This window comes from Bradyrhizobium sp. UFLA05-153 (assembly GCF_054185185.1).
Genome location: NZ_JBBIAM010000028.1, coordinates 82,179 through 97,969 on the forward strand (window position 1 = coordinate 82,179; position 15,791 = coordinate 97,969).

The window sequence follows — 15,791 nt, forward strand, 5'->3', positions numbered from 1 at the left end:
CGCCCCGGAATGACGGGGCCTGTGAATAGGTCGAATAACTCGGATAAGCCGGACAAACCTGACTTTCCGCCCCTTCGTCCCTATATCCCTAACCCTTCGCCCGACTCACATCGTTCGCGCTAGAATCACCGTATGCGCTTCACGCCCCAATTCCTCGACGAGCTGCGTGCCCGGCTTTCGGTTTCCGAAGTCGTGGGCAAGCGCGTGAAGTTGAAGAAGGCGGGGCGGGAGTGGAAGGGGCTCTCGCCGTTCCAGCAGGAGAAGACGCCCTCCTTCTACGTCAACGACCAGAAGGGTTTTTACCACGACTTCTCCTCCGGCAAGCACGGCGACATCATCGACTTCGTGATGGAGACCGACGGCGTGCCGTTTGCGGAGGCCGTGGAGCGGCTTGCGAACATGGCGGGCCTGCCGCTGCCGGCGGCAACTCCGGATGCAGCGCGTCACGAGCAGCGCCGCCGCACGCTGCATGACGTCATGGAGCTCGCCGCAAAGTTCTTTGCGGAGACGCTGGCCTCGCGGGTTGGCGCCAAGGCGCGCGGCTATCTCGCCGATCGCGCCATCTCGCCTGCAACGCAGTTGCAGTTCCGCCTCGGCTATGCGCCGCCGCCACCCGAGCGCTTCGCGCTGAAGGAGCATCTCGGCAAGCAGGGCGTCTCGGTCGAGGACATGATCGAGACCGGCCTGCTCGTCGCCGGCAACGACATTCCCGTGCCCTACGACCGCTTCCGCGACCGCGTGATGTTTCCGATCACGGACTTGCGGGGCCGCGTCATTGCCTTCGGCGGGCGGGCGCTCGAGAAGGACGTCCCGGCCAAATACCTGAACTCGCCGGAGACGCCGCTCTTCCACAAGGGCGACAATCTCTACAACCACCAGACCGCGCGGAAAGCTGCGCATGACGGTGCACCGCTGATCGTGGTCGAAGGCTATGTCGACGTCATCGCCATGGTCACTGCGGGCTTTGCCGGTGCGGTGGCGCCGCTCGGCACCGCGCTGACCGAAAGCCAGCTCGCACTGCTCTGGAAGATGGCGGACGAGCCGATCCTCTGCTTCGACGGCGACAAGGCCGGCCAGAAGGCCGCTTATCGTGCTGCGGACCTTGCCTTGCCGTTCCTTGCGCCCGGAAAGAGCCTGCGCTTCGCGCTGTTGCCGGAGGGGCAGGACCCTGACGATCTCGTGCGCTCTGGCGGACGCGGCGCGGTCGAGGAAGTGATCGCGGCGGCGCGGCCGCTTGCGGACGTGATCTGGTCGCGCGAGCTCGAAGGCGGCAGCTTTGTCACGCCCGAGCGCCGCGCCGCGCTGGAGGCGCGCATCAACGAGCTCAGCAACGGCATCCGCGACGAGGTCGTGCGGCGCTACTACCGCCAGGATCTCGCCGAGCGCCTCCAGCGCACCTTTGCGCCGGAAGGGGGCGGCCGCGGCGGCTTCGCCGGTCGCGGCAATTTCCGCTCGCAGCCCGGCCGCTCCTTCCAGCCCCGAGGCGGGGGCAGCGCGAATCGATTCGCCGGCCAGGGGCGCCGCGGCGGCCCGATTCCAGCCTCGATCCCCTCTGGTCCCTACCAGGCGGCGAGCCCGCAGCTCGCGGCAAGCCCGATCATGCGGGGGCAGCGCAGCGCCATTTCCCGCCGGGAGGCGCTGATTCTGCAAAGCCTGATCAATCACCCCTGGCTCCTGCACGACCATCTGGAGGAGGTGGCTGCGCTGGAGATCGCCCACCCGGAGGCCCACAAGCTCCGCGCCGGTATTATCGCCGCCTTCGCCAACGACCATCATCACAGCCCGGACCCCTCCGCGCAGGCCGAGAAGATGCGCGCCGACCTCGATCGGAGCGGATTTTCTCAGCTACTTCAAAGGGTTGATCGCGCCATTACGACCCAGGCCGTGTTCGGGGCGCGCGAGGGCGCGGCGCCGGATGACGTTCTTGCCACCTGGAATCAGCTCGTCGCCTTGCATCGGCAGTGGCATTCACTACTTAGGGAGCTGAAAGACGCCGAGCTGGCCTTGGGGGAAGACCCCAGCGAGGCCAATTTGGCGTGGCTGCGTGACGTCAAGGCCAGGATGGCCGAGGTCGACGGTACCGAAGCCCTGATCGAGGGTTTTGGCGAGCTGTCGGGCCGGTTTCAGAAGAGCGTGTGAAACGAAGAATCATGCGGACGGTTGCGGCCGGAACCGCAAAAAGACTCGCCAAATCCAAGGTTTGGCGGCAGAAACAGGGTTAATCGAGGCTTAACTGTCTTGTAGCACTTTGGCCAACAGGCGGCCGCAGGCATAACAGACGCGTCAGGAATAAATCCGCGCATTCGCTGTTTGGCACTCTACCTGCATTCGCCGGCGACGAAGGTGCTCACGAAGCGTTAGGCAAATCCGGCGAGAGAAGTTTCGGGGTGGCGAAAGAGGTTTGCGCCGCCCTTTCCGTGTCGAGAGCTGACGAAGCGAGAGCGTCGAAACAGGTTCAAGTGAATTCAGGCAGGCGCCGTGCGAGCCGCCTGTATGAAGCGCGTTTAGGAGCAATGGATGGCCACCAAGGCAAAGACGCTGCAGACGAAGGACAAGGAAAAGGACGACAAGGCAGCGGACGCTCCGGAGAAGGATTCCCAGGACGCGCCCTCACCGTTGCTCGACCTGTCCGACGCCGCAGTGAAGAAGATGATCAAGCAGGCCAAGAAGCGCGGCTTCGTGACCTTTGATCAGCTCAACGAAGTGTTGCCGTCCGACCAGACCTCGCCGGAGCAGATCGAGGACATCATGTCCATGCTCTCGGACATGGGCATCAACGTCACCGAAGCCGATGACAGCGAAGGCGAGGACGACAAGGACGAGGGCGGCGAGGACGAGAACGACAACGAGCTCGTCGAAGTCACCCAGAAGGCCGTCACCGAGGTCAAGAAGAGCGAGCCGGGCGAGCGCACCGACGATCCCGTGCGCATGTATCTGCGCGAGATGGGCACGGTCGAGCTCTTGTCCCGCGAAGGTGAAATCGCGATCGCCAAGCGCATCGAGGCCGGCCGCGAGGCGATGATCGCGGGCCTCTGCGAAAGCCCGCTGACCTTCCAGGCCATCATCATCTGGCGCGATGAGCTCAACGAAGGCAAGATCTTCCTCCGTGACATCATCGATCTCGAAGCGACCTATGCCGGCCCGGATGCCAAGGGCGGCATGAACACCGCGATGATCGGCGGTCCCGCCGGCGAGGGCGGTGAAGCGCCGGCCGAGGGCGGCGAAGCTGCTGTGGCGACTGCCGCCGCGCCCGCGCACGTTGCCCCGCCCGCGGCGCCCCCGTCGCCGACCCCGTTCCGTCCCGCGCCCGGTGTCGGCAACGGCACCGAGGCCGAGAAGGATCCGGGGGAAGCCGCCGCCGAAGCCGACATGGACGAGGACGACGAGTTCGAGAACCAGATGTCGCTGGCGGCGATCGAGGCCGAGCTCAAGCCGAAGGTCGTCGAGATCTTCGACAAGATCGCCGACAACTACAAGAAGCTGCGCAAGCTGCAGGAGCAGGACATCCAGAACCAGCTCGAGAGCACGACGCACGGCCCGTCGCTCTCGCCGCACCAGGAGCGCAAGTACAGGAAGCTGAAGGACGAGATCATCGTCGAGGTGAAGTCGCTGCGTCTCAACCAGGCCCGCATCGATTCACTCGTCGAGCAGCTCTACGACATCAACAAGCGCCTCGTCTCGCACGAGGGGCGCCTGATGCGCCTAGCCGACAGCCATGGCGTCGCGCGCGACGACTTCCTGCGCAACTACACCGGCTCGGAGCTCGATCCGCGCTGGCTCAACCGCGTGTCGAAACTTTCGGCCAAGGGCTGGAAGAATTTCGTCCATCACGAGAAGGATCGCATCAAGGACCTCCGCCACGAGGTGCATCAGCTCGCAGCCCTCACCGGTCTCGAGATCGGCGAGTTCCGCAAGATCGTGCACTCCGTGCAGAAGGGCGAGCGCGAAGCACGCCAGGCCAAGAAGGAGATGGTGGAAGCCAACCTCCGCCTCGTGATCTCGATCGCGAAGAAGTACACCAACCGCGGCCTTCAGTTCCTCGACCTGATCCAGGAAGGCAACATCGGCCTGATGAAGGCGGTCGACAAGTTCGAGTACCGCCGCGGCTACAAGTTCTCGACCTACGCGACGTGGTGGATCCGGCAGGCGATCACCCGCTCGATCGCCGACCAGGCGCGCACCATCCGCATCCCCGTGCACATGATCGAGACGATCAACAAGATCGTGCGCACCTCGCGCCAGATGCTCAACGAGATCGGCCGCGAGCCGACCCCGGAAGAGCTCGCCGAGAAGCTCGGAATGCCGCTCGAGAAGGTGCGCAAGGTCCTCAAGATCGCCAAGGAGCCCTTGTCGCTCGAGACGCCGGTCGGTGATGAAGAGGATTCACATCTCGGCGATTTCATCGAGGACAAGAACGCGATCCTCCCGATCGACGCCGCGATCCAGTCGAACCTGCGCGAGACCACCACGCGCGTGCTCGCCTCGCTCACCCCGCGCGAAGAGCGCGTGCTGCGCATGCGCTTCGGCATCGGCATGAACACCGACCACACGCTGGAAGAAGTCGGTCAGCAGTTCTCGGTCACCCGCGAACGCATCCGCCAGATCGAAGCGAAGGCGCTGCGCAAGCTGAAGCATCCGTCAAGGAGCCGGAAGCTGCGGAGCTTTTTGGATAATTAATCCGGATCGTTATGCCGAGGTTTGATCCGGGCATTCATCCAAACGAAAACGGTGGGCCGCAAAGCCCGCCGTTTTTCTTTTGCACTGGCATCAAATTCGCGTCGTGAGCATAGTCCAATACTAGTACAGCTATCGGTTGCTTTGCTGATCGTGCGAGATATGATGCTCCGATTTCTACTTTGTTACCTCGACTGTTTCATCCATGCATTCGCCGAAGTTTCCTCTCAAGGCCAAAGGTCTAAAGGACGTCGTCAACGTCGCGCGGCTCAAATTCACGTGGAAGCACAAAGTCAGAGAGGCGATGCGTCGCCAACCGATTCCAGATCCTGTTGAGAACCTCGACTTCCACACCCGAATTGATGCTTGCGTCACCATCGAGGGAGAAGTTCTTTCGGCGGCATATATCCCAAATACGCCGACTAGGCTGCTATCTGAAAAATCAAAGGGGTTGTGCCGTCAATTGGTGATCCCTTCTGTGAAAGACGCTCTTATTCTGCAGACTCTCTCAGATGCTTTGTGGGCGGAAATTCGTGTGAAGGCTCCAACCAAAAAGTCCTTCTACGCGCCCGGTGATCACCAGTTTTCGAAGGTTGTGAAGGGCAGTTCGCTCGAATATGGCTCAATCAACGCTTGGCTGGCGTTTCAAAAGTCGATCTTCGGATTTGCGAAGAGTAAGAAATTCATCGTCGTTACAGATATCGCGAATTACTATGATTCCATTTCGTACGATCATTTGCGGAACATTCTCGCCGATCAATCTCTGGCGCGAGAGCATGCGCTTGACCTTTTGATCTACACTTTGTCCTGTATGCTATGGCAGCCCGACTACATGCCGCGAGTTCCGGTGGGGTTGCCTCAATCAAATCTTGATGCGCCTCGGCTCCTTGCCCACACGTTCTTGTTCGAGATCGACGAATGGCTCGCCAATTTAGCGGGCGTCGATTTTGCTCGGTACATGGATGATATGGATATCGGAGTAGATAGTATCCAAGTGGGTAGGGCAGTCCTTAGAGATCTCGATCTGGCCCTGCAAACACGCCAAATCAGGTTGAATTCGGGGAAAACGAGAATCTTGTCGGAGAGACAAGCCGAGCAGCATTTTAAGATTCGAGAGAATCTGTTGCTCGACAAGCTTTCTGATCTAATTGAGAAAAAGAAATCATTGGGACTTTCGCTGACGAAGGAAAGGCGCAAGATCGAGCTTGCAATAGGATGGGGTTTGAAGAGGGGGCGCTTTGCGGACGGCAATGGCGAAAAGATTCTCAAGCGATTGATAAATTTTGCACGGCAGACCCGATCTGAATTAGCCGACGATACGTTCTATGAACTCCTGCGCGATTGGCCTGCAGTGCGGCAGGTGTTGCTTACATGGTGGCAACACAAGGCTGGCGCCGAAGACAAGCTGCCTTTGATCGCGAAGCTACTCCATAGTGGGAGCTTGGTTGACGACGCCTCGAAGGTCGATGTGGCGGTTGCAATCGTGGCAGCTAGGCTTCCCAAGAATCCTGTCACTGAGTGGATGATCCAATTGGTGCTCGGCGAACTTGATGAAAAAACCACGTGGGGCCTCTACGCGAAAATCTGGCTATTGTCGCGGTATGGTTCGATTGACGAGCTGATGAGTGTCGTCGAGAAAAACGTGACCACCTGGGTCATTCATGAGCCGCTCTCGCGGCTAGTCGGCGGGCTATTCCCTCGATTCCTTGCTACTCCTCTTGAAGCGAAATTTGATGCGATTCTAAGGCGCGCCGGTAATTCATGGTCGTCTTCAGTTTTCAGCTTCCATCGGCAGCTGGCGATCGGCACTGCCGGCTATGCTTCGATCAGCAAGTTTGTCCTGACAGGAAACCCTTCGCTTCCAAATCGCTTGACTCATTCAAAATTCTTAATGCTTCTATCGCTGCTTAAGAGCACCGGTATTAAACCTGCGGCGACGTCGCACTTGGCGAAGGTTCATACTTGGGCGCTCTCTGATCAATATTATGCGACGATGGTCTAGTGCTAGCTTGTGGTGCGGGGCTATCGCCGTATGTCTAACGCTCACTTGATTGTCTGGTACAACACCCGCTGCCCCGTCTGCGACGCCGGCATCGACTGGCAGCGCAACAAGCTGCTTGCGCTGGTTCGCGCGGGCACGATCGAATTCAGGGACATCAACGAGCAGCCTGACGCGCTGGCGCACTTCGGCGCCTCGCTTGACGACATCAGGCGCCGCCTACATGCGACAGATGAGGCCGGCCTGCTCATCGTCGGCGCGGACGTCGCGATCGCGCTGTGGAGGCTGACGCCGGGGGAGGGGTGGCTTGCGGCGCTGTTCGGCAATCGCGTGGCGCTGCCGTTCACGCGGTTCTTCTATGACCGATTTGCCGACCTGCTGTTTGCCTGGAATAGGCGTAGCGGGCGCTGGTGAGCGCCGGCCGATGTCTGCCTATTTCTCCTTCGCCCCGACGCGCTCGATCCGCTTGATCTCAAGCGCCGGCCGGCCGGACTTTTCGGCGATCTCGCGGTCCTGCTCCAGGATGAAGCCGCGTGCGGGTTCGTCGCCGTCGAGGCCGCTGAGCAATTCGGCAGGCACGCGACGGTTGGAGCGTTGGGAATCGTCTTCGTAGACGACGTTGAAGAAGGCGAATTCGCCTTTGGGATTGGTTCCAGGTTTTTTGGCCATGGGCGGCTTGTCGTCGATCAGAACGTCATAGTCAAATGGCTTTGCGATTTGCCGGTGGTCAGCGCGGGGCCTTGGTGGCAAAGCTTGTGGCCGCGGGACCGGTTGCGCAATCGATCGACGAAATCCGTTTGCAGGATGGAAGCGTCCGGCGCTTCGCAAGGTCCGATGCGCCCTTTGGTGCCCCTCCCTCAATAAACGGCGGGCCGAAAAGCCCGCCGTTTATTTTTGGTCTTCAGCGTCGCCCGGGGCTGGCAGGGGCAACAACTTAAGATAGAATTCTATCGCTGGATCGGCGTGCTGGCAAGATAAAATTGTGACAGGGCGATGTCGCTGCGTGCGCGACACACATAAGTTAATCGCCATCGCGTTTATGTTTGAGATTCGAACGATTTGCTTGGCTGGTCAAACTATACCGATCACGGCGCCGCGATTGGAACTCGTCGCGTTTGTACACGGCAGCAGCGGTTTGCATCGGTTCCATCGCACGTCAATGGCCATTCGACGATGCGTGCGCGCTAGCGCGGTTCGTCGATCAGCTTCTGCGGCGCCAGGTGCAGCTTTCCGCCGCCGCCTCCGCCGTCATTTTCCTTGCGTCCCTGCGCCATGATGGCGCTCCCCATTGCGGCCGAGCCGAAAGTGACGAGGAAGGAGCCGAGCAGGAGGAAAATCGCGACGAGCGGCGAACTGTCGGCGAAGATGAGATCACGCAAGTGCGCTGGATTGATGAGCAGCAGCCCGCCGACGAGCAGCGTCGCGGCACAGGCGCCGATTGCGAGGTTGATGGCGAGCAGGCGGAACAGCGGCACGCGCAGGAGCGCGAGGCGCTTTCGTTGGGGGTATTGTTGGTCGTCGGGCATGCCGTACGGCTTTGTCTGCATCGGTAGATCGAGGTTAGCACCGGCGGGCGAGGCTTCAACCCGGTAACGGGCAGAGTTTTCCGCTCGTCATTCCGGGGCGCGCGTCAGCGCGAGCCCGGAATCCATCTCGCCGCCAACTCTGTGGTTGGATGGATTCCGGGCTCGGTCCTTTGGGCCGCCCCGGAATGACAAGGAGGAGACGCGGAGCGTCACGCCGCCGGCGCGACGCGCTTGGCGGCCTCGTTCTCCTGTGTCGTCTCCTGCCGCGTGAGCAGGGTCTGCCAAAGCGTGGCGATGCTCGCTTGCGTTTGCGGCACGATGAAGCAGTGGCCTTCATTGTCGAAGCCGCAGAACCGCACGGATGCATCGCTCTTCACCACCGTCAGCGCCTCGTTGATCATCTCCAGGCACGTGATGACCTGGCCGACGTCGTCGAGCCGGGTGTGATGCAGGATGTCGATCAGGCGGAACGCCATGACGGTCGACGGACCATAGGTGATGCCGGGACGCCCGAATTCGAACAGCACGTTGACTGCCGGGAAGACGCCGCGGATGTGGTCGACGATGCCGGCGATGTCCTCCACGCTGCAAGCGACGAGATGGGCGGCCTGCGGCGGCGTGGCGTTTGGGGCTTGCGGCACCGGTCCCAGCGAAGCGCTCACCTGCTGCTCGATCCATTGCCGCACCGGCGCCGGCGCGTTGCGGATCTGGTCCGCGGTCAGTGTGATTCCGATCATGCCGCTCTCCCTTTTCACGCCAGTCTAGAAAAGTGCACGCGGAAAGATATTGATGCGGATCAACCGCACCACTTTGACGGTCGTGATGTTCCCGGGCACGTTCGCCCGCATGCTTCGCGCATGTGTTTCGCGGAAAAATGACTTGAGGGGCTTTTGCCGCGATCGAACCGTCCGCGATGCCGCGACGACTAATGGGCTGACCTGAACGGTCAATGCCCTGCACTTCACCGCGACTTCAGACGCTCCCGCCACCGCCCGCAATGCCCGTCCTTATAGCGCAGAACCTGCTGACTGCGGTCGCCAATGGGCTGCCGCTCTATGGCGTGCTCTATCGCGGCACGGATCCGTTCCAGGTTTTGATGCTCTACTGGATGGAGACTGCGGTCGCGGGCTTCTGGATGCTGATGACGTTGGCGCGCCTGCCGCAGGCGCTGCTCGGCGACATCACCGTCAACGGCCGCACGCGGCGTGCCACCAATTCCGACATGGTGAAGTTGTTTAGCGCCGTGCTGCTCGTGTTCATGGCCGGGCACCTCCTGCTCCTGTGGGTGATCTTTTCCGGCGACTGGTCGCAGCGTGTCTCCGGTCCGCTGAGCTTCGTGCAGGCCTTCGTCCTTCATTCCGGCGCCTGGGCGCCGCTGACGCTGATGTTCCTTGGCGGGCTCGTTGGATATGTCCGTATGCGGGCGAGGCCTCATGCGCCTGATGCAGGGACCGCGGACGCTTTCGGGTCCGTCGTCGGTGCCACGCTGGTCCGGATCGTGATGATGCAGGCCGGCATCATCTTCGGCGGGATGTTGGCGCGCAGCTATGGCAGCCGCGCACCCTTCCTCATCCTGATTGGATTGAAGACGTTGTTTGATATGAGACGCCGCTAGCAGATGAGTCTCTCATAGCTTTGACGTGCCTGATTTTCCGGGGCATGATCGCCAGCGCTTTGCGTAAATCATCTCAGGAAAATTCGATATGCTGCGATTCGGTCTGGCCATCGCGTTCATTGTTCTCTTGGCCAGCGGCTCGGCGCGGGCCGCCCGCTGTGGCAGCGACTTTAATGCGTTCGTCGCCGGCATGGCTTCGGAGGCGCAGGCCGCTGGCGTTTCGGCGAGCGTGACCAGCGCGGCGTTCAGCGGCGTGACCCAGGACGGCGCGGTGCTCGCGTTCGACCGGCGCCAGCGCTACACCTTCAACAAGAGCTTCGAGCAGTATGTTTCGACCCGCGTCGGTCCCGGCCGCATCAATGGCGGGCGCGCGCTGCTCCAGCGCCATGCCGCGCTGCTCTCGCGCATCGAGCAGCAGTTCGGCGTGCCCAGGCAGATCCTGGTCGCGATCTGGGGACTGGAGAGTGATTTCGGCAAGGGCGACATGGGCAAGCTGCCGGTGATCCGGACGCTCGCAACCCTCGCACATGATTGCCGACGCACCGAGCTGTTCCAGGGCGAACTGCTCGCCGCGCTCAAGATCGTGCAGCGCGGCGACCTGCCGCTGCGCGACCTGATCGGCGCCTATGCCGGTGAGATCGGGCAGACGCAGTTCCTGCCGTCGTCCTACATCAAGTACGGCGTCGATTTCGACGGCGACGGCCGCGTCGACCTCCGCCACAGCGCCGCCGACGTGCTCGCCTCGACCGCGAACCTCTTGCACACCAACGGCTTCAAGATGGGCCAGCCCTATGGCGAAGGCACCGCCAATTTCGAAGCCATGCGCGAATGGAACAGGGCGCTGATCTATCGCAAGACCATCGGCTATTTTGCCGATCGGCTGATGGGGCAGTGAGGAGAAATTCGTAGGGTGGGCAAAGGCGCAGCGCGCCGTGCCCACCTCTTTCGCGGACTCACACGGTGGGCACCCTCGCTTTGCTCACCTACGAACCGCGCTCGCAATGACGAGCTTGTGGCAAGCGCCATCCCGTGCTTCCGGTGTCATCGCCCGCCTCGTGCGCAATTGCGCACGGGAGCGGGCGATCCAGTATTCCAGAGGCGGTGACGAAGGCGGAGAAGCCGCGGCGTACTGGATTCCCCGCTTTCGCGGGGAATGACGGTGGTGTGGTGAGGCCGCAGCCTTGCGCCCACCACGCGAGCCACACCTCACTTCCCCTGCGCCATCTTCTCCAGCCGTCGCTGCAACGGCTTCCAATACGTTGCCGGGCGGAAGCGCTGCAGGAGATCCATGAAGCGGGCGTCGTTGCCGATCAGGATGCGTGGCTCGTTGCGCTCGATGCCCCTGATGATGCGCAGTGCAGCGTCCTTCGGCGTTGTCCTCGCCGCGGCCTCGAAGCGCTCGATCGACTGCGCGCGGCGGGCATTGTCGGTGACGCCGACGCCGGCGCGCGAATTGCGTACGATGTTGGTGGCGATGCCGCCGGGATGCACCACCGACAGCTTCACCTGGCTTGCCGCGACGTCAAGCTCGTGGCGCAGGCTTTCAGAGAAGCCGCGCACCGCGAATTTCGCGGCCGCATAGGCGGTCTGTCCGGGCGGTGCGATGATGCCGAAGATCGAGGAAACGTTGACGATATGCGCCGCCTCCCGCGTCTTCAGATGCGGCAGGAAGGCGCGCGTGCCGTGCACCACGCCCCAGAAATTGATGTTGAACAGCCACTCCATCTGCGCCTGGTCGATCTCCTCGAACGAGCCCAGCAGCGCGACGCCGGCATTGTTGACGAGGATGTTGAGCTCGGGGTGTTCCGCGACCGCCTCGGTCGCGAACCGCGCAATCTCGCTTGGCTCTGCGACATCGACGCGATGCACGCTGACCTTGGTCTTGCCGCCGATCTCGGCGGCCAGCGCCTTCAGTCCGGCCTCGTCGCGATCGGCGAGCGCGAGATCGCAGCCGCGCTGGCAGAACTCGATCGCCAGCGCGCGGCCGATGCCGCTCGAGGCTCCCGTGATGGCGGCGGCGCCGCGGATCGCTGTCATGGTGGGCTCCATGGGTTCAAAGAAGGGAACACTACTTACAATATTTGGTCCGGAGCCGAACCAATTCGCGGTTCCCTTTTTAACCTACGATAGTTGAGGTCCATGACCAGCAATATCAGGAGCAGCCTATGGGACAGGCCCGGCCATTTCGTTCGGTGGCACTGATTGTCGAGGACGATGCCATGCAGCGCGAGATGCTCAGCCTTCTCTTGGAGGAGAGCGGCTATCACGTCATCCAGTGCGAGAGCGGTGACGATGCCCGGCATGTCCTCGACGTCGCGGGTGGCACGCTGTGCCTAATGATGACCGACGTGCAGCTCGCCGGGCACGTGAACGGGGTCGAACTGGCCCATATCGCCAAGGCGCGCAATCCGGGGCTGGACGTCGTCGTCACCTCCGGCCGGCCGTTGACGCAAGCCTTGCCCGACGGCGCAAAATTCTGGCCAAAACCCTGGGCGCCGCTGGACGTGCTGCGGGAGGCCGAGTTCGCACAGATGTCCTGACCGCCGTTCGGGCGTCGCTTTCTCGCCGTCAAATGCGATGATAAGGTCCGGTCATGACCTTGTCCTTCCTGCTGACATCCCTGATCGTAGTCGCTTCACCAGGCACCGGCGTGCTGTATACGTTGGCGGCGGCGCTGACGCGCGGCTCGCGGGCGAGCGTTGCCGCAGCCTTCGGCTGCACGCTCGGCATCGTGCCGCATATGACGGCGGCGATGCTTGGGCTCGCCGCCGTGCTTCACACCAGCGCGCTCGCCTTTGCGGCGCTGAAATGGTGCGGGGTGGTGTATCTGCTCTACATGTCCTGGCAGGCGCTGCGCGAGACCGGGGCGCTGGCGGTGGAGGGGCGGATCAAGGAGCGTTCGAGCTGGCGGGTGATCGTCACGGGATTTTTGATCAACATCCTCAATCCAAAGCTCTCGATCTTCTTCCTCGCCTTCCTGCCGCAGTTCATTGCCGCTGATGAGGCCCATGTGCTGGCGCGGATGCTGGAATTGAGCGGCGTCTTCATGGCGATGACCTTTGCCGTGTTCGTGGTCTACGGCCTGTTCGCCGCCTCCGTCCGCGAGCGCGTCATTTCCCGTCCCCACGTCATGGCCTGGCTGCGCCGCAGCTTTGCCGCCGGCTTCGCCGCACTGGGCGCCAAGCTGGCGTTTGCGGAGCGGTAGCGCTCTCCCTCCCGGCCAACAAAAAAGCGGGCCTTGCGCCCGCCGTTTCTTAGACCCGTCCCACTGACGCCCGGGCGGAGCGAGGCTCCACCCGGGCAAAGAACAAGAAGTAGCGTTACTTCTTCTTCGCCTTCTTGGCCTTCTTCGCCTTCTTCGCCTTCTTCGCTTTCTTAGCCATAGTATCCTCTCAAGGGTTAATGGTGGAACGCGACACGAGGGATGCTCGGCGGAGGGCCAGCCTCGCAACATCCTCGACACTAAACTCAGCAGATTCGCGGGCGCCTGCCCCGCGCTGTCACGCCGCTGTCATCGCGTTATCCACAGCTCAAACGCTTTTACGGGTGATTTCCGTCCGCGAATCCGCCTCGCCGGCGTCCTTCGGGACGCCCGCGCGGCATGGCTAACGATCCGGCAACGCACGCGCGGCGTTCATCAATCCAAAACCAAAGGCGCGCTTTCGCGGATCGCGGTGAGACTCCGTTAAGCGCGCCACGCGCATTGTCCCCCGCAACAAGACGGGGATGGCTATGGACGGACGGCTGCCAAACGGAGAGGGCGCGACGATGCACGTCGCGCGGTCGCCATGCTGAGCGTGTCGACACTCTGGATCGTCATCGTCCTCAACTTCTCGGCGCTGGGCCTGATCTGGGCCTACGTGGCCAACGCTTATCCCAAATTCGAGGCGGCGCGGTTCTGGACGGCGGCTGCGGTGCTGGCTGCGGTCGGCGCCGGCATCAGCATGCTGCGCGGCGTAATGGATCAACGCTTTCCGCTGATTGCCGGCGGCGGGCTGATGATCTTCTCGTCCTGGCTCGCCTGCATGGGCGTGACGCGGTTCTACAACAAGCCGATATCCTGGCCCACCGCGATCGCGGTCTCGCTGCTGACCACGGCAGGCCTCGCCTGGTTTCTGGTCGTGATCGACTACATGCCCGCGCGCGTCGTGATTTATTCGCTGGGTCAGTCGACACCGATCCTGATGGTGCTGCCGCTTCTCCTCGGCAAGCAGGATGGCCGGGAAAATCCAGGCGCGCGGCTCGCCGCGATCGTCGCCTTCATGCTGCTCGCCGCCCAGTTGATCCGTTCCGTCGCCGCGCTGATCGGACTTGGCGGCGCCATCACCGCAATCAATTTCAACGGATTGCAGGCCGCGCTGATCCTGGTGCTGGTGTTCCTGGCGATGGCCTGGAATTTCGGCTGCCTGTTGATGGCGATCGAGCGCCTGCGCAATGAGGTCGCCGATCTCGCGCTGCTCGACGACCTCACGGGCGTAGCCAACCGGCGGCACCTGTTGCAGCGCCTCACCGAGGAATGCGCCCGGTCAGAGCGGAGCGGAAAGCCGTTCTCGCTGCTGGTCATCGATCTCGACGGCTTCAAGGCCATCAACGACACCCATGGACATGCCGCGGGCGATGCCTGCCTGCAGCATTTCACCCTGATGGCGCAGACGCGCCTCAGACCCGGCGACATGCTCGCCCGCACCGGCGGCGACGAGTTCTGCATCGTGCTGCCGTCCTCGACCCAGACCGAGGGCGCGCTGATCGCCAGCCGTGTGCTGGAGGTTTGCCGCAGGGATGCCGAAACCTGCTCAGGAGGCGAGATTCCGATCGCTGTCTCGATCGGGATCGCCCAGTGGGAGCGCGGCATCGGTCAATTCCCCGACCGGCTGATGGCGAACGCCGACCATGCGCTCTATGCCGCCAAGAAAAGTGGCAAGAATGATTTCGCGATCTACGATGCCGCGCCGCCGATCCAGCCGGACCTGCCGCACGTGCAAACCGAAGTGGCACGCAAGTTCGCCTGACCTATGTTAAGGCGGAGGGGCAACGGACCATTCCACCTCATGCTTTCCCGCCTTCTTGCGGCGCTGCTCGCCGCGTTTGCACTCCTCGCTCCGGCCGCCGCAACCGATCCCGGCCTCGCCAGACTGGCGCGGGCGTCCGGCACGCCGACGATTCCCGGCCTGAACATGGTCTGGCTGGCGCCGTGGGGTGACGTCACTGCTGCCCATGCCTGGCACAACATCATCGTGCACCAGACCGAGGGGCCGGCGGGATCTGCCCGCATGGGGGCGCTGGCACAATCGAAAAACCCGACGCGGCGCGGCGTCACGGTATGGGTCGAGACCGACGGCACGGTCTATTGGGCGGTGGCTGAGAATCTCGTGCCGACCCATGGCGATGGCGCCAATCGCAACGACAACGCCTTCATCGACAACTCCGCGACTTACCATCAGGTCGTGCGCGACAACTCGATCGGTGTCGAGTTCGCCGGGAATTTTCCGGATGTGACGACGGGGCCGACCGGGGCGCAGATTGCGGCGTGGCGCATCCTCGTGGCCGTCCTGCGGGCGCGCTACGCCATCCCGCTCGACCACGTCTATGCGCACAACTGGATCGACTTCAAGGACGGACGCTACTGCGAAGGCTGTGCTTTGGCCAAGATGGCAAGGGAGTGGGGTGAGTAGAGGGGATTCGGATGTCTCCGCAAGGCGCGAGCCGAACGTCACGCTCGATGCCGGGGGCCGCCGGTTTGCGTCCGGCAACCGGGGGCCGAAACCGCCGGTGCCGGACTGCAAATCAAAAGCGACCGCTTTCGACTTTCTTCGTCATCCCCACCGGGCCTTCCCATGCTCAGGGAAATGCCTTGGGAAGGTCGGCGGAAGGCTTCGTGACGATCTGGTGCGCATCGCGCCAGATCACCTCGCGCTGGCGCGAGGTTGTAATCACGCGCACCGGCAGGCCACCCTCCTCAAGCAGCCAGGCGCAGTAG

Annotated in this window: 14 protein-coding genes; 10 read left to right on the plus strand and 4 right to left on the minus strand. The window is 62.5% G+C overall.

Going from position 1 to position 15,791, the window contains the following annotated elements; translation table 11 throughout:
- Positions 1-132: 132 nt before the first annotated feature.
- From dnaG to Q2941_RS18865, 4 genes are all read left to right on the plus strand, one after another.
- Positions 133-2,139, plus strand: a complete 2,007-nt coding sequence (dnaG, locus tag Q2941_RS18850) for a DNA primase (protein WP_458193402.1) — start codon at positions 133-135, stop codon at positions 2,137-2,139.
- Between the two features lie 378 nt (positions 2,140-2,517).
- Entirely contained in the window at positions 2,518-4,677 is a 2,160-nt protein-coding gene (rpoD, locus tag Q2941_RS18855) for an RNA polymerase sigma factor RpoD (protein WP_027525250.1), read from the plus strand.
- Positions 4,678-4,879: 202 nt separating this feature from the next.
- A complete protein-coding gene (locus Q2941_RS18860; RefSeq protein ID WP_458193403.1) occupies positions 4,880-6,676 on the plus strand; it encodes an RNA-directed DNA polymerase in 1,797 nt (598 codons plus the stop codon).
- Between the two features lie 30 nt (positions 6,677-6,706).
- Complete coding sequence (locus tag Q2941_RS18865) at positions 6,707-7,087, plus strand: thiol-disulfide oxidoreductase DCC family protein (protein ID WP_458193404.1); 381 nt, start codon at positions 6,707-6,709, stop codon at positions 7,085-7,087.
- 18 nt (positions 7,088-7,105) lie between these two features.
- Here the strand turns inward: Q2941_RS18865 and Q2941_RS18870 are convergent, their stop codons facing one another.
- The 3 genes from Q2941_RS18870 to Q2941_RS18880 form a co-directional block, all read right to left on the minus strand.
- On the minus strand, positions 7,106-7,342 hold the full coding sequence (locus tag Q2941_RS18870) for a hypothetical protein (RefSeq protein WP_458193405.1): 237 nt from the start codon (positions 7,340-7,342) through the stop codon (positions 7,106-7,108).
- A gap of 515 nt (positions 7,343-7,857) precedes the next feature.
- Positions 7,858-8,199, minus strand: coding sequence for a hypothetical protein (locus Q2941_RS18875; RefSeq protein WP_458193410.1), 342 nt, complete (start codon positions 8,197-8,199; stop codon positions 7,858-7,860).
- A 209-nt stretch (positions 8,200-8,408) separates the two neighbouring features.
- Positions 8,409-8,936: a hypothetical protein gene (locus Q2941_RS18880; RefSeq protein WP_458193406.1), complete on the minus strand. Its 528-nt coding sequence runs from the start codon at positions 8,934-8,936 to the stop codon at positions 8,409-8,411.
- Between the two features lie 260 nt (positions 8,937-9,196).
- Here Q2941_RS18880 and Q2941_RS18885 point away from each other — a divergent pair, with 260 nt between their 5' ends.
- Positions 9,197-9,814, plus strand: coding sequence for a DUF6498-containing protein (locus Q2941_RS18885; RefSeq protein WP_458193407.1), 618 nt, complete (start codon positions 9,197-9,199; stop codon positions 9,812-9,814).
- Positions 9,815-9,902: 88 nt separating this feature from the next.
- On the plus strand, positions 9,903-10,709 hold the full coding sequence (locus Q2941_RS18890; RefSeq protein ID WP_027525255.1) for a lytic murein transglycosylase: 807 nt from the start codon (positions 9,903-9,905) through the stop codon (positions 10,707-10,709).
- A 311-nt stretch (positions 10,710-11,020) separates the two neighbouring features.
- Here the strand turns inward: Q2941_RS18890 and Q2941_RS18895 are convergent, their stop codons facing one another.
- Positions 11,021-11,851: an SDR family NAD(P)-dependent oxidoreductase gene (locus Q2941_RS18895; RefSeq protein WP_254110436.1), complete on the minus strand. Its 831-nt coding sequence runs from the start codon at positions 11,849-11,851 to the stop codon at positions 11,021-11,023.
- A gap of 128 nt (positions 11,852-11,979) precedes the next feature.
- Between Q2941_RS18895 and Q2941_RS18900 the strand changes: the two genes are divergently transcribed.
- From Q2941_RS18900 to Q2941_RS18915, 4 genes are all read left to right on the plus strand, one after another.
- Positions 11,980-12,354: a response regulator gene (locus Q2941_RS18900; protein ID WP_027525257.1), complete on the plus strand. Its 375-nt coding sequence runs from the start codon at positions 11,980-11,982 to the stop codon at positions 12,352-12,354.
- Between the two features lie 53 nt (positions 12,355-12,407).
- Positions 12,408-13,019, plus strand: coding sequence for a LysE family translocator (locus Q2941_RS18905; protein ID WP_027525258.1), 612 nt, complete (start codon positions 12,408-12,410; stop codon positions 13,017-13,019).
- Between the two features lie 583 nt (positions 13,020-13,602).
- Positions 13,603-14,823 carry a GGDEF domain-containing protein gene (locus tag Q2941_RS18910; RefSeq protein ID WP_254110437.1) on the plus strand — a complete coding sequence of 407 codons (1,221 nt, stop codon included), beginning with the start codon at positions 13,603-13,605 and terminating at the stop codon, positions 14,821-14,823.
- A gap of 39 nt (positions 14,824-14,862) precedes the next feature.
- Positions 14,863-15,486 (plus strand): peptidoglycan recognition protein family protein, encoded by a 624-nt coding sequence (locus tag Q2941_RS18915; RefSeq protein ID WP_254110438.1) that lies wholly within the window; start codon positions 14,863-14,865, stop codon positions 15,484-15,486.
- Positions 15,487-15,791: the final 305 nt, after the last annotated feature.

Bases quoted from the DNA above. Each gene is read 5' to 3' on its own strand.
- Q2941_RS18885 (WP_458193407.1), top strand. From the start codon at position 9,197: ATGCCCGTCCTTATAGCGCAGAACCTGCTGACTGCGGTCGCCAATGGG.
- Q2941_RS18915 (WP_254110438.1), top strand. From the start codon at position 14,863: ATGCTTTCCCGCCTTCTTGCGGCGCTGCTCGCCGCGTTTGCACTCCTC.
- Q2941_RS18910 (WP_254110437.1), top strand. From the start codon at position 13,603: ATGCTGAGCGTGTCGACACTCTGGATCGTCATCGTCCTCAACTTCTCG.
- Q2941_RS18880 (WP_458193406.1), bottom strand. From the start codon at position 8,936: ATGATCGGAATCACACTGACCGCGGACCAGATCCGCAACGCGCCGGCG.
- dnaG (WP_458193402.1), top strand. From the start codon at position 133: ATGCGCTTCACGCCCCAATTCCTCGACGAGCTGCGTGCCCGGCTTTCG.
- Q2941_RS18875 (WP_458193410.1), bottom strand. From the start codon at position 8,199: ATGCCCGACGACCAACAATACCCCCAACGAAAGCGCCTCGCGCTCCTG.
- Q2941_RS18890 (WP_027525255.1), top strand. From the start codon at position 9,903: ATGCTGCGATTCGGTCTGGCCATCGCGTTCATTGTTCTCTTGGCCAGC.
- Q2941_RS18895 (WP_254110436.1), bottom strand. From the start codon at position 11,851: ATGACAGCGATCCGCGGCGCCGCCGCCATCACGGGAGCCTCGAGCGGC.
- rpoD (WP_027525250.1), top strand. From the start codon at position 2,518: ATGGCCACCAAGGCAAAGACGCTGCAGACGAAGGACAAGGAAAAGGAC.
- Q2941_RS18905 (WP_027525258.1), top strand. From the start codon at position 12,408: ATGACCTTGTCCTTCCTGCTGACATCCCTGATCGTAGTCGCTTCACCA.
- Q2941_RS18865 (WP_458193404.1), top strand. From the start codon at position 6,707: ATGTCTAACGCTCACTTGATTGTCTGGTACAACACCCGCTGCCCCGTC.
- Q2941_RS18860 (WP_458193403.1), top strand. From the start codon at position 4,880: ATGCATTCGCCGAAGTTTCCTCTCAAGGCCAAAGGTCTAAAGGACGTC.
- Q2941_RS18900 (WP_027525257.1), top strand. From the start codon at position 11,980: ATGGGACAGGCCCGGCCATTTCGTTCGGTGGCACTGATTGTCGAGGAC.
- Q2941_RS18870 (WP_458193405.1), bottom strand. From the start codon at position 7,342: ATGGCCAAAAAACCTGGAACCAATCCCAAAGGCGAATTCGCCTTCTTC.